Annotated in this window: 12 protein-coding genes; 9 read left to right on the top strand and 3 right to left on the bottom strand. The window is 61.6% G+C overall.

Translation table 11 applies throughout. The annotated features are described in order from the left end of the window. Positions 1 to 24 precede the first annotated feature (24 nt). The 3 genes from OX462_RS19390 to OX462_RS19400 all read right to left on the bottom strand — a co-directional run bounded on the left by OX462_RS19390 (position 25) and on the right by OX462_RS19400 (position 2607). A complete protein-coding gene (locus tag OX462_RS19390; RefSeq protein WP_409026843.1) occupies positions 25 to 855 on the bottom strand; it encodes a transporter substrate-binding domain-containing protein in 831 nt (276 codons plus the stop codon). Between the two features lie 110 nt (positions 856 to 965). Beyond that, positions 966 to 1838, bottom strand: coding sequence for a M90 family metallopeptidase (locus OX462_RS19395; RefSeq protein WP_070224937.1), 873 nt, complete (start codon positions 1836 to 1838; stop codon positions 966 to 968). A 268-nt stretch (positions 1839 to 2106) separates the two neighbouring features. Then, on the bottom strand, positions 2107 to 2607 hold the full coding sequence (locus tag OX462_RS19400) for a winged helix-turn-helix domain-containing protein (protein WP_223278908.1): 501 nt from the start codon (positions 2605 to 2607) through the stop codon (positions 2107 to 2109). A 466-nt stretch (positions 2608 to 3073) separates the two neighbouring features. Between OX462_RS19400 and OX462_RS19405 the strand changes: the two genes are divergently transcribed. The 9 genes from OX462_RS19405 to OX462_RS19445 all read left to right on the top strand — a co-directional run bounded on the left by OX462_RS19405 (position 3074) and on the right by OX462_RS19445 (position 13251). Then, positions 3074 to 3310 (top strand): hypothetical protein, encoded by a 237-nt coding sequence (locus OX462_RS19405; protein ID WP_070224936.1) that lies wholly within the window; start codon positions 3074 to 3076, stop codon positions 3308 to 3310. 397 nt (positions 3311 to 3707) lie between these two features. Then, positions 3708 to 4709, top strand: coding sequence for an ABC transporter substrate-binding protein (locus OX462_RS19410; RefSeq protein WP_070224935.1), 1002 nt, complete (start codon positions 3708 to 3710; stop codon positions 4707 to 4709). Positions 4710 to 4739: 30 nt separating this feature from the next. Continuing rightward, positions 4740 to 5561, top strand: a complete 822-nt coding sequence (locus OX462_RS19415) for an ABC transporter permease (RefSeq protein ID WP_070224934.1) — start codon at positions 4740 to 4742, stop codon at positions 5559 to 5561. 11 nt (positions 5562 to 5572) lie between these two features. Then, entirely contained in the window at positions 5573 to 6364 is a 792-nt protein-coding gene (locus OX462_RS19420) for an ABC transporter ATP-binding protein (protein WP_121668915.1), read from the top strand. 71 nt (positions 6365 to 6435) lie between these two features. Then, entirely contained in the window at positions 6436 to 8316 is a 1881-nt protein-coding gene (locus OX462_RS19425) for a sensor histidine kinase (protein ID WP_409026844.1), read from the top strand. A gap of 22 nt (positions 8317 to 8338) precedes the next feature. After that, positions 8339 to 9685: a sigma-54-dependent transcriptional regulator gene (locus tag OX462_RS19430; protein WP_034758888.1), complete on the top strand. Its 1347-nt coding sequence runs from the start codon at positions 8339 to 8341 to the stop codon at positions 9683 to 9685. A 105-nt stretch (positions 9686 to 9790) separates the two neighbouring features. Next, positions 9791 to 10090 (top strand): hypothetical protein, encoded by a 300-nt coding sequence (locus tag OX462_RS19435; RefSeq protein ID WP_409026845.1) that lies wholly within the window; start codon positions 9791 to 9793, stop codon positions 10088 to 10090. Positions 10091 to 10153: 63 nt separating this feature from the next. Next, a complete protein-coding gene (locus OX462_RS19440) occupies positions 10154 to 10840 on the top strand; it encodes a hypothetical protein (protein WP_409026846.1) in 687 nt (228 codons plus the stop codon). A gap of 92 nt (positions 10841 to 10932) precedes the next feature. Then, positions 10933 to 13251 (top strand): T6SS effector phospholipase Tle3 domain-containing protein, encoded by a 2319-nt coding sequence (locus OX462_RS19445; protein WP_409026847.1) that lies wholly within the window; start codon positions 10933 to 10935, stop codon positions 13249 to 13251. The last annotated feature ends 50 nt before the right edge of the window (positions 13252 to 13301 follow it).

Genomic DNA, 13301 nt, shown 5'->3' on the forward strand with positions numbered 1-13301 from the left:
AAGCGCGCCGCGCAGTAGGTTTGCTTAGGCGTCAATCTTGTCCGATTCGATCTTGAAGGTCCGTTTTTGAAACTTGACGTTGCTCGTCGGGCCATACCATTTGAAGAACAGTTTTTCCGCCTCGCCCGATTTTTCCAGTCCGCGCAGCACCTGGTCGACGGCTGTTTTCACGCCCGTCTCGCCCTTGCGGATGCCGAAGGCAAACACTTCCTGGCTGATGTTTTGCGGCAGCACAAGGTAATCGTTTTGCGCGGCGCCCAGCTTGGCGTAATTGTTCAGCAAGGAGACTTCATCGTCGACATAGCCAACGCCTTTACCTTGCTGCAAGCCCAGATAAGCCTGGCCCGCCGTCTCGAACGTCACCACCTCCACGCCGGGCACGGCTTTGCGGATATTCGGTTCCTGCGTGCCGCCCTTGACGGTCAGCACTTTCTTGCCGGCCAGTCCCGCGACCGTCGTGATGTTGCTGCTCTTTTTGACCAGCACGCGCTGGCCCGTGTAAAACGTGGACAGCGAAAAATCGACGAGCGCTTCGCGTTCCTTGTTGTGCGTCAAGGACGCCGTCAGGATATCGATGCGGCCCTGCTGCAGTTCGGGAATGCGGGCGGCCACGGCCAGCTGCTTGATCACGGGCTTGACGCCGAGGTCCTGGGCGATGGCGCGGCACAGGTCCACTTCATAGCCGACCAGCTGGCGCGACTTGGCGTCGATGAAACTGTTCGGCTCGTCCGTGCCCAAGGTACCGCAGACCAGTTCGCCCTTCGCCTTGATCGCGGCCAGCTGGTCCGCTTGCGCCACTTGCGTGAAAGCGATGGAAGTGAAAAGAAGCGCGGCGAAATGAAGGCGGGTCTGCATGGGATTCCTCTGGTGGATAACGAATGCCGCCATTAGACCGCAACGTTATTATTTCCAAAAAGGAATCTTTTCAGCCTTGCTTATGAGTAAATCATGTAAGGCGCTGCCGCCTACCAGTGGGGCGCGTAATTGGGAAACGGCGAGGCCATGTGTTCGGCTTCCACGGGCGGCGCCATCCAGTCGCGCGGATCGACCTTGTAGTACTGCAAGAATTGCGCATACAGCTCTTCGTGGTGCTCGGCCATCTGGTACGGCTTTTCAAAGAAGGTTTCCGTCGCCACGGCAAAGAATTCGGCGGGATTCGTGGCGCCGTAGTGGTCCATCACGCTGTGCTGCTGATAGATGGCATCGTGGCGCAGGTTGTCGAAGTCGCGCGACAACACGGTGGCCCAGCTGCGGTAGCTCGACACGCTGGGCAGGTAGGGCGCGCCATTCGCGGCGCCCGATTCGCTGTCGAGCTGGTGGGCGAATTCATGCAGCACGACGTTGTGGCCATCGGTCCAGTCGGCCGCACCGCGCTGCACGTGGTCCCAGGCCAGCACCACGCGGCCATCGCCCCAGGATTCGCCCAATAAACCATTGGCCGATGGCGTGACGACGCCGCCCGGCCCCACTTCATCGCGCGTAACGATGAATTCCGTGGGATACACGAGGATCGTGTCGAGTTCCGGATACACCTGGGTCTGGCGATTGAGCAGCAGCAAACACGCCTGGCCGGCAATCGTGTAGCGCATCTCGTCCGTGATCTCCAGGCCGCCGCAACCGACGAATTTCTTCTGGTACAGGAATTGCACGACCAGACGGCGCAACTGCTGCTGCAGCGGCGCCGGCATGCGCGGATAGACGGGGATATTCTTTTCCAGCACGGCCAGGCCTTCCGGCGGCAAGGGCCTGGACAGGGCCCGCTTCAAGCGCCAGCGGGGGAACCATAATGAAAAGACGATGGCCGCCGTGACGAGGGCGATCCACAGCAACGGGTTCATGCGGCGGCCCGTTTCAGGCAGCGCAATGGCGGGGACGATAACAGGGCGGCGTAGGCAGACAAGGACAAGCTCCTTCAAGTGAACCCGCGCGTTGCGGGCAGCAGTCCAGCCCACATGGGGTTGATTAATATCTTTTCAATCCGCCAAGCTCAAGGGGCTTGCCCAACGCCAAAAGCCGGGTTGTCACCCGGCTTTCGACATGCATCTGAGAATCGAAACAACAAGCATTCCGCCTGCCAGCCGCCAAGCGGCCCCGCAGGCGCGAAAATTACTCGGCCGACTTTTGCTGTGGCGCGCCAAACAGGGCGGCGACCAGCGGATCGCGCGTCACGGGACCGCGGTTGACGCGGATGGCGTAATGCGTGTCATCGGCCAGGATGTGGAAGTGGCGGCCGCTGCCTGCCATGCTTTGCTCGCGCAAGCCGGGACGGTCCTTGCGCGGTGGCGCGCCTTCGCGTTTCGGCTGGACGATGGCGGCCAGGAAGGCGCGCACGCGCTCGGGATCCGGCGTCAGCTGGTACACTGCCTTGCCCAGGTAGGTGGCGGTGCCTTCGATGTAGCGGGCCAGTTCGATCACGCCCGCTTCACGCAGGTCGCGGATGTATTTGCGGGCGCCCGATGGCGAAAACTTGAGGAACCAGGCGATTTCGTCAGCCAGCATCTCGTGCAGCGACAATTCGCCGATCAGTTTTTGCATGTTTTCGATGCGGCGCAGGGTGGCCGACGTCGAGCGCACGCGCTCGATCGGTGCCATGGAAATAGGATTCATGCGTTCCGGGGGGATAGGTGCTGCGCGTTCGACCATTTGCGAGCCTTTTTCGGGGCTACGAAGTTCCTGGTGCGCTGCCTTTAATTCGCTCTTCACGTGAGACTGAGTCATTGCATGCATTTGAATACTCCTTTTAAACGATTGCCGGTAGCCCGGATTGTTAAGTTCTTGGCAATTTTTATACCAGAACACCACGAATCCTGAGCGTCTGGACACAGAATGCCATCCTGCTCCGCACTGGTCTGTGCGTTAACGAACATTAGAAGCAAGAAAGTGAAAAATATTGCCTTACTGAATTATTTCTCTTGAGGCATCTATAAAAGACATTTAAACCGCTGTGCCTCGATGCGCGCACAAAGTGAAATAGCGAACAGAAGCGTCGGCATTCTTGCAATAAATTCAAGCTTCGCGCGCGGCACCCGCCGTCCGCATCGCGCCAATCTTGATACTTTGCAAAGGAACCATCATGAACATGCCTACTCTGCTGGCCGCCGCCGCCCTGATCACCTTGTCCGCCTGCAAAAAACCGGCCGAAGCACCGCTGCCTGAAACGGCGCCCAACCCTGCTTCCGCCCCACAAGTGATGCCCCCTCCCGTCACGCCAGCCGCGCCGGAAACGGGCCCGGGCAGCACGACGCCGCCTGCCCCGCTGACCGATCCGGCCACCGCGCCGGCCCTGCCGCCCGCCACGGCGCCGAAATAAGGCCCGCCAAAGGCGACCGATCAGGCGCACCTGCGGCGCCGCCCCTACTCCACGGGGGAGTTACGCGTTGCCAGCCTGTTTGCAACGCGTTTTTTTACGATTGGAGTCGGCCGCGCCCTGAAGGTTCACCGGCATGCGGCACCGCAAGCCGGCACCGGACCAGCCAATCAAAATGCGGCAATCCGCACAGTCTTTCCCTTCGCCGTGCGGAAAGACGGAATCTCGTCATTTCCCATTTTCAATAGATTCAAATTAAACCTTTATAAACAATCACTTGCAATAAACGCCAAAATGCGCTCCACTGGCACGGAAGATGCTTTTATATTTTCATAACCGCCACCAGAGCGGCAGCCTTACCCAATATAAAAACCATCTACCTTTTTTTGGAGACAACAGCATGGCACGCACCTTCCGCATCTCGTCCTTCCTCAACACCAAGGCACTGGCCGTGGCCGTCGCACTGGCCGCGCAATTCCCGCTGGCCGTCCATGCGGCCGACCTGGTCCGTCTGGGCAACCTGAAATTCGCCCATTACGGCGCCGTCGCCTACATGAAGGAAATCGCGCCGAAGTACGACCTGAAAATTGAAGAACGCATCTTCGCCAAGGGCCTCGACATCGTGCCGGCCATGATCGCCGGCGAAATCGACGTGTCCGCCAGCGCGCTGGAAGCGGCCATCACGGGCCGCGCCACGGGCTTGCCCGTGTACCTGGTGGGCGGCTTCGCCAAAGGCGGCGTGCAGATCGTCGGGCGTCCCGACCTGAACATCAAGGATATTGCTGGCCTGAAAGGCAAGAAAGTCGGCGTCACGCGCGGCGGCCCGCAGGAAATCCTGCTGTTTGCCGAATTGACCAAGGCCAAGCTGACCTGGTCCGACAAGCCGGGCAAGGACGTGCAGATCCTGTACATGGGCTACCCTGACCTGAACCAGGCGCTGCTGACCAAGGATATCGACGTCATGAGCCAGTCCGAACCGTACTCGACGCAGGCGATCCACAAGAAATACGGCGCGGCCATCATCAAACCGTATGACACGCCGCTGGGCGAGCCCGTGCGCGCCCTCGTGATGACGGAAAAGATGTACAAGGAAAAGCCGGCCGTGGCCCAGCGCTTCATGGATTGCTTCGTCGCCGCCACGCGGGCGTTTTTGGCCGACCCGAAACTGGCGGAAAAATACGTGCGCGAATCGATGTTCAAGAATCAGATCACGACCGAGGATTACCGCGATGCCATCGACAACGCCATCTTCACGGAAGACATCACGCAAAGCCACGTGCAGCTGACCACCGACTACATGGTGAAATTCGGCGTGGGCCGCATGGCCAAGGCGCCTGCCGCCAAGGATTGGGTCAAGCTGGACCTGCTGGAAAAAGCCAAGAAGTCCTATGTCCCACGCTAACCACGGCCACGCTAATCTGAAAGTATCACAATGAATATGCAAATGATGAAACGCTTCGCGCACGGCGCCGCCGTGCCCGCTGCTGCATTGCTTCTTTGGCAAGCCATGTCGACCTTCGGCTGGATCAACCCGCAAATCCTGCCCTCGCCCGTGGCCGTGCTGGTGAAGTGGTATGAATACCTGATGCCGATGCAAGCGTACACGCCCGAAGCGGGCAACTACCTGGTGTGGATGTTCTCCGGCGAATTGCCGCACGACGCCTGGGCCAGCCTGTCGCGCGTGCTGGGCGGCTTCGCCATCGGCGCCGGCCTGGCCTTGCCGCTGGGATTGCTGATGGGTACCAACAAGACCATCTACAAACTGTTCGACCCGCTGGTGCAAGTGCTGCGCCCGATTCCGCCGATCGCCTACATTCCGCTGGCCATTTTGTGGTTCGGCCTGGGCAACCCGCCCGCCTTCTTCCTGATCAGCATCGGTTCCTTCTTCCCCGTACTGATGAATACCATCGCCGGCGTGCGCCAGGTCGACGGCATTTATATTCGCGCCGCGCGCAACCTGGGCGCCAGCCAGATGACCATGTTCCGCCGCGTCATCTTGCCGGCCGCCACGCCGTATATCCTGGCCGGCGCGCGCATCGGCATGGGCACGGCCTTCATCGTCGTGATCGTGGCCGAAATGATCGCCGTCAATAGCGGCCTCGGTTTCCGCATCCTCGAAGCGCGCGAGTATTTTTGGTCTGACAAGATTATCGCCGGCATGTTTACCATCGGCCTGTTCGGCCTGGCCATCGATATGGCCATGAATGCCCTGAATAATCATTTGCTGCAGTGGCACCGCGGCCTGGAACACTGAAAGGAACGGCCATGACCACGATCAATATCAATGCAGTCAATAAAATCTTCACCACGGGCGGCGCGGACGTCATCGCCCTGAAGGACATCAACCTGGAAATCGCCAGCGGCGAGTTCATCTGCCTGCTGGGGCCGTCCGGCTGCGGCAAGTCGACCTTGCTCAACGCCATCGCCGGTTTTTCGCAGCCGACGTCGGGCCAGATCCTGGCCGGCGGCAAGCTGATCAGCGAGCCCGGCCCCGACCGCGGCATGGTGTTCCAGGAATACGCGCTGTTCCCATGGATGACGATTGAAAGCAATATCGCTTTCGGCCTGGAAATCGCCGGCAAGACGCCGGCCGAGATCAAGGAACGGGTCGACATGCTGCTGAGCATGCTGGGCTTGACGGAATTCCGTGCCCGCTACCCGAAAGACTTGTCCGGCGGCATGCGCCAGCGCGTGGCGATTGCCCGCGTGCTGGCCCTCGATTCGCCGATCATGCTGATGGATGAACCGTTCGGCGCGCTCGATGCCTTGACGCGGCGCAACCTGCAAGATGAGTTGCTGAAAATCTGGAAAGTCTTCGGCACCACCATCGTGTTTGTGACGCACTCGATCGAGGAATCGATCTACCTGGCCGACCGCACCATCGTCATGACCTACCGTCCCGGCACCATCAAGCGCGACGTGGCCATCGACCTGCCCCGCCCGCGCGACCCGAGCGACCCCGAGTTCAACCGCCTGAAACGCATGCTGGGCGAGATGGTGATGGAAGAGCAACAAAGGCATCATAATGCGGAGACGATGGCAAGTACGGCAGACTAAGTAATGGGGTCAGACCCGGCGGGTCTGACCCCAGATTGACCACACGGGCATAAACATACACACGGAGCACCATGGCATTCGGCAAATGGCCCCTGAGACAGCTGCTTGCCCCCCTGCTGGCCGTGGGCTCGCTGGTCGTGCTGACATGGGCCTCGTATGCCTGGGTCAGGCAGCGCCAGCTCGATGAATTGCACCGCACGCTAGATTCGCGCGCGGAACTGTATGCGGCGTCCATCGGCGGCGCCCTGAACAAATACGAATTCCTGCCCCTGGCCGTGGCCCAGAGCGATGCCGTGGCGCAATTGCTGGAGCAGCCCAGCGCCGATAAAGTCACGCAGATCAACGCCTACCTGGTCGACATGAACCGCCGCGCGGGCGCCTTTGCCGTCTACGTGCTCGACGACAAGGGCACGACCCTGGCGTCGAGCAACTGGCAAGACCGCAGCTCCTACGTGGGCGTCAACTACGGCTTCCGCCCGTATTTCAAGAACGCCATTGCGGGCGGCATCGGCCGCTTCTACGGCATCGGCTTTTCCACCTTCGAAGCCGGCTACTTCATTTCGCAGCCCGTGCAGCGCGACGGACGCATCATCGGCATCGTCGCCGCCAAAGTCAACCTGGACTGGATCGAGCAATCGTGGCGCACGCCGGGCGCGGGCGAACAGATCTGGGTCAAGGATGCGAATGGCGTGATCATCCTGGCCACCACCCCCGCCTTCAAGTTCAAGACCCTGGCGCCTTTGTCGCCGGCCGCCAAGAAAGACATCAGCGAACAGCGCCAGTTCCTGCAAGAAAATCTGCCCATCCTGCCGCACAAGGTGCAGCGCCAGTTCGCCGATGGCGCCAGCGTGATGACGCTGGAACGCCCGCAGACGAATGACTCCCCCGCCCTGTCCGGCAGTGCCGACAAGGTGAGCTATCTGGCCGTGAACCGCGCGCTGGGCCCGCTGCAATGGCAAATTACCGTGCTGGCCGAGCTCGACCAGGTCGATGAGGCGGCGCGCAACGCGGCCATCGCCGCCGCGCTGGGCTGGGCCTTGCTGCTGCTGGCCCTGATGTATGCGCGCCAGCGCCGGCGCCGCATCGCCGACAAGCTCAATGCGCAGCAGACGCTGGCCCGTGCCTATGAACAGCTGGAAATCAAGGTCGAGCAGCGCACGGCCGACCTCGTCCACGCGAACGGCCGCCTGCAGGCGGAAGTGGCCGAGCGCGAGCGGGCCGAGCAGACCTTGCGCTACGCCCAGGCGGAACTGGTGCAAAGCGGCAAGCTGGCGGCCATCGGCCAGATGGCGGCCGGCGTCACGCACGAGCTGAACCAGCCGCTGGCCGCCCTGCAAACGTTTTCCGACAATGCCAAGGTCTTTTTGGCACGCGGCCAGATCGACGACGCGCTCGACAACCTGTCGACCATTTCCGACCTCGTCAAGCGCCTCGGCTACGTGACTTCGCAATTGAAAGGCTTTGCGCGGCGCAGCGACGATGCCCGCAAGCCCGTCAGCGTGCGCCAGGCGTTTGCGCAAACCATGCTGCAGATCCGCACGCGCAAGGGCTCGCAGCGCCTGACCCTGCATGAAAGCTGGCTTGAGGACGACATCATCGTGCTGTGCAACGCCATCGGCCTGGAACAGGTATTTACCAACCTGATCACGAACGCCATGGATGCCGTGCCGGAAGGCGAGCCCGTGCAAATCTGGTTCCAGGTACGCCGCGAAGGCGGCCTCGCCGTGCTGCATATCACCGATAATGGCCCCGGCATCCCGCTGGCCTCGCTCGACAAGATCTTCGACCCCTTCTATACCACCAAGGAACACGGGCTGGGCTTGGGATTGTCGATCAGCGCTGGCATACTGCGCGCGGCCGGCAGCGCCCTGGCCGTGCGCAACCGCAGCGCGCAGGAAGGGGGCGGCGCACAATTTACCATCACCCTGAGCTGCGCCCCGGGGGGAGAATAAGATAGAGACGAAGGAATAGGGAATGCACGAAAATAATTTTGAAGGCATGCAAGTGCTGCTGGTGGAAGACGATGCCGTCGTGCGCAAGGGCGCCCGGCAATCGCTGGAACTGGCGGGCCTGCAAGTGACGGCCGTCGCCACGGCCGAGGAAGCGCTGCCTTACCTGGTGCCCGAATTTGCCGGCATTTTATTGAGCGACATCAAACTGCCCGGCATGGATGGCTTGAAACTGCTCGATATCGCCGTGGCACAGGATGCCAGCCTGCCCGTCATCCTCGTCACGGGCCATGGCGACGTGTCGATGGCCGTGGGCGCCATGCGCCGTGGCGCCTACGATTTCATCGAAAAACCGTTTTCCGCCGACTTGCTGGTGGAAGTGTGCCGCCGCGCCCTGGATAAACGCCACCTGGTGCTGGAAAACATGAACTTGCGCCGCCAGCTCGAGCAGCGCGTCGGCATCGAGGCGCGCATCGTGGGGCGCAGCGCAGCCATGGCCAAGGTGCGCCAGCTGGTGCTGAACCTGGCGCCGAAATCGGCCGACATCATCATCCTCGGCGAAACGGGCACCGGCAAGGAACTGATCGCCCGTTGCCTGCACGACTTCAGCGAGCGGCGCGACCACCCGTTCGTGGCGATCAACTGCGGCGCCCTGCCCGAATCGATCTTCGAATCGGAACTGTTCGGCCACGAGGAAGGCGCGTTCACGGGCGCGCAGCGCCAGCGCATCGGCAAGATCGAATACGCGAACGGCGGCACCCTGTTCCTCGACGAAATCGAAAGTATGCCGCTGGCCCTGCAAGTGAAACTGCTGCGCGTGCTGCAGGAGCGGCAAGTCGAGCGTCTCGGTTCCAACAAACTCATTTCCGTCAATTTCCGTGTCATCGCCGCCGCCAAGGAAGACTTGAATGTGCTGGCCGAGCAGGGAAAATTCCGGCCCGACCTGTATTACCGCCTGAACGTGGCCAGCCTCACGCTGCCCGCGCTGCGCAACCGGCGCGAGGATATCCCACTGCTGTTCGAATTTTTCGTGCTGCAGGCGGCGCTGCGCTATGGCCAGCCGGCCGCCCTCGTCAGCGGCGAACTGATCGCCTCGCTGATGGCGCAGCGCTGGGCCGGCAATGTGCGCGAACTGCACAACGTGGCCGACCGCTTCGTGCTGGGCTTGCTCGACGACACCCTGAGTCCCGCCGGCTGCCGCGAGGCATCGCTGGCGGAACAGGTCGACACCTTCGAGATTTCCATCATCGAGGAAGCCTTGCGCCGCCACAATGGCAACGTCATCGATGCGGCCGCCAGCCTGAATATCCCGAAGAAAACCCTGTACGACAAGCTCAAGCGATTTGATATCTCGACGGAGCAGTTCCGTTAATCTGAAGCAAATGGCCGACACAGCCATGCGGCGGCGTCCTACCCGTGCGGGCGGTCTCCTGTGTGAGAATGCAAGCTCTTATTCATTTCTGCACAGGACACTGCCATGAAAACCGCCGCTCTCTTGCTGGCCGCCACCCTGATGACCGTCGGCGGCGCCTGGGTACAAGCCCAGTCGACGACGAACGTCAACCAGACGGGCAACCACACCAACAATGCCAACGATCCGGGCCAGCAATCGGACCAATCCGACAAACTCGACAACAAGGGCAAGCTGATCCACGACGGCAAGCCTGCCAAAACGCGCACCGACAAGCGCACGCGGCGCGGCAAGCCGACGGCGCCGACAACGCCGCCAGCGTCCACACCCGCTGTGCCCAGCATCCCCATCGCCCCCGCAGAATAAGATCAGCGCTGCGCCACATTGCTCCAAGGCACGCTATCATCACGCCTTTACAAGATAGCCGGGATGACAATGAAAGCAGCATGGCAAGTGTTGGTGGCGGCAGCCGTATTGGCGGCCGCAGGCGTACAGGCGGCGCCAACGGTGGGCGAGTGCATGGAACTGACGACGGGTGTCAAGTTCAGCAAGAACAATGGCGACGCGCAAGTCAACGTCGAGGAAGTCTTCGAAGGCAGGAAACTCAAGGGCATCCAGCTGATCCTCGACGGCGGCGTCTTGCTGGCCACGTCCTACCAGGACATCCGCGACGGCCAGGTCTTCCTGACGGGCACGGTCCATTACAACGAAGACGGCACCGTGCGCAGCAAGAACGTCTACGCGCCGCAGTCCGCCATCCCCGCCAAGATGCGCCCGGGCCAGGAAGTACGCGTGCAGTTCACGGACACGCAAACGAGCACCCACTACCCGCTGGCGGGCCTGTCCGACAAGATCACCACCTCCACGCGCACGGACCAGCGCGATTTCTCGATCACCTTCCTGGGCTGGGAACGCCTGGAACTGGGCGGGCGCCGCTTCCCCGACGCCTGCAAGTTCGAACTGCACGATGTGGGCGGCAAAAGCAAGGGCAAGAGCGGCGAATACGTGTGGTATGCGCAGGGTTTCGGCGTGATCATGACGGACAAGCTGGACCAGGATGGCGACGTGCAGCCCGCGTACCGCATCGCGCTGACGAAGATCATCAGCGCGCCGTAAGACCGCATTCTTTCCCGCAAAGTTTGCGCAAGCACAACTAATCCGCCATCGCGCCCCTCTACACTGTCCTGTCTGGTCAGCATGGAGCGGCGATGGCGTATCCCAAACTTCCCTACACCAGCGGCAAGAGCACCGCCCTGCTCCATTGCGGCCGCTTAAACGACGCCATCGTGCGCATCCGCCCTGAGCTGCCCGGCAACGTCATCGTCATCCATGGCGTCAACGACGTAGGCACCAGTTTCGGCGCCGTGGAAAAGGGTTTATGCCAGGGACTCGATGCACGCATGTATGGCGGCGGCCACGTGTTCATGCCAGCCGCCTACCGCATGCCGCAGGCGTCCGACAAGAAGGAAGCCCTGGCCGACCCGGACGACGTGTTTTTCAAGCGCCAGCCTGATGAGACCACGTACAGCCCGGTGATCCCGTTTTACTGGGGCTTTCGCGAACGCAGCAACGCGAGCAAAGTGGTCAACGGCCAGAACACGGACCGCTACGGCAACCGTCTGGACAAGGACATGTCGAAGAACGGCGGCCCGTTCGGCAATGCCACCAACACCCTGCCCGACATGTGGAACAAGGGCTTGTTTTCGCCATACGACGTGGGCGGCGACCCCGTACGGCCCCTGATGACGGCACCGGGCCGCATGTACATGGTGCTGGCCGCCAAGCGCCTGGCAGCCCTCATCGCCATGATCCGCGATTACGACAGCAACGACGTGGTCTCCATCGTCGCGCACAGCCAGGGCTGTTTGATCTCGCTGCTGGCGCAGGCCTTCCTGCTCGACGAGGGCAAGCGGCCCGCCGACACCTTGATCCTCACGCATCCGCCCTACAGCCTGGTGGAGGACACCACGATGTTCTTCGGCGCGGCGGAAGCTAGCCGCATCTTCGGCGGCGGCCGGGATGCGGTGATGGAGGAGCAATACGATGCCATCGACAACCGCCAGACCCTGCATGCGCGCCTGCAGACGCTGGTGCAGATCGTGCAGGGCGTGGTGGCAAAAAAGCATGCCAGTCCCGCCTTTGCGCAGATCAAGGATCACGCCGTCTGCCATGGCATGGCGGGCGCGGCATGGCGGGCGGAAGCGGACCGCGACAACCGGGGCAAGGTCTACCTGTACTTCTGCCCCGAAGATATGACGGTAGCGCTGGACAATATGCAGGGCATCGGCTGGCAAGGCATACCCGACTACATCGACGGCCATGGCCTGTCCAAGACCAAGGGCAAGACGGACAAAAGCATCTGGGGTGACGGCCCCACCTGCTGGGAAAAGGAATCCCAGCGCCGGCAACCGCTGGCGGAACTGGGCAAGGGATTTTACCAGCGTGTCTTTACCAGCAGACAGCGCCTTGACGCGGCTGGCAAGAACAACGGTCCGGTACTGGTGGGCCAGCCGCCGCACGACTTCGCCCTGCGCCTGGAAGGCGAGGACGACCACGCCCATGTGGCCGGCGCCAATCGTGGCCATCGCGGCAGCCATGCCGAGGCACCATGGCCGCCCGTCAAACCCGGCAAATGGAATATCTTTTCAACGGAATCAGGTCGGCGTGAAGGCTTGCGCACGATCAATGGCGAAGCGCTGCGCGCGCCCAGGGCGGCCGTGCTGGACGGCGGCGAGATCCGCCCTGGGCAATTCCCGAAGGATTCCGACCAGGCCAGGCTGCCGCGCGACCAGCAAGGACCGTGCGAAGAAGTCGACCCCATCGATGCGGCCATCGCGGTGACCAGCACGAAAGGTTTGCGGATGCGCAAGCAGGAAATCATCGCCGACCCGCGGCCGAAGCAGCATCGCATCCCCGAATTCGGTGCCGGCATGTTCGGCGCGGGCGAGCGCGAGCAGGTGGAAAAAGCCCTGAACCTGGGCAAGGAAGCGGGCGACCAATGCAGGATAGACCGCGTTTCGCGCCATCCGGGCAGTGGCGACAAGCTGATTGTCGACCGCGAAGAGACCCCGAATGAGGCGCGCAAGCGCTGGCAGAACGAGGTCAGCCCCAAATCCTTCCACGGCGCCATCATCGGCAGCGCGGAAAACCACCGTAACGTGACGGCGTATGACGTGGCTATTGGTGGAGGCAAGGCGAGCAGCGATCCGAAGTTTTATGCATATTTGTGCGCCGTTGCCGACTGGCGCTTGCAAGGCGATATCCGTAATCCAGTGCGACCATCCATCCCCCGATGGAATGACTTCAAGAAAAAATTTGCAATCTACCTGGCGGCAGAACCGGCGCAGCGCCAGCTCATTATTAAGGGCAACGCCGACTACTACAGCTCGGGAGTGTTGCCAGCCTTCGTGCCTGCCTTGCAGGCGGGTCTACCATCCACTGTTGTGTGTGAAACAGTCAACGGCAGGCGTACCGAATCGGTCGTCACGCCAGTCGTCCACAAACCAAGCGACGACATCCCAAAATGAAAAGCCCATTTCCACGCTTGCGATATCCAATCGGTGCCGCTCTCATCGTA

This window comes from Janthinobacterium aestuarii (genome assembly GCF_046113285.1).
Taxonomy (GTDB): domain Bacteria; phylum Pseudomonadota; class Gammaproteobacteria; order Burkholderiales; family Burkholderiaceae_D; genus Janthinobacterium.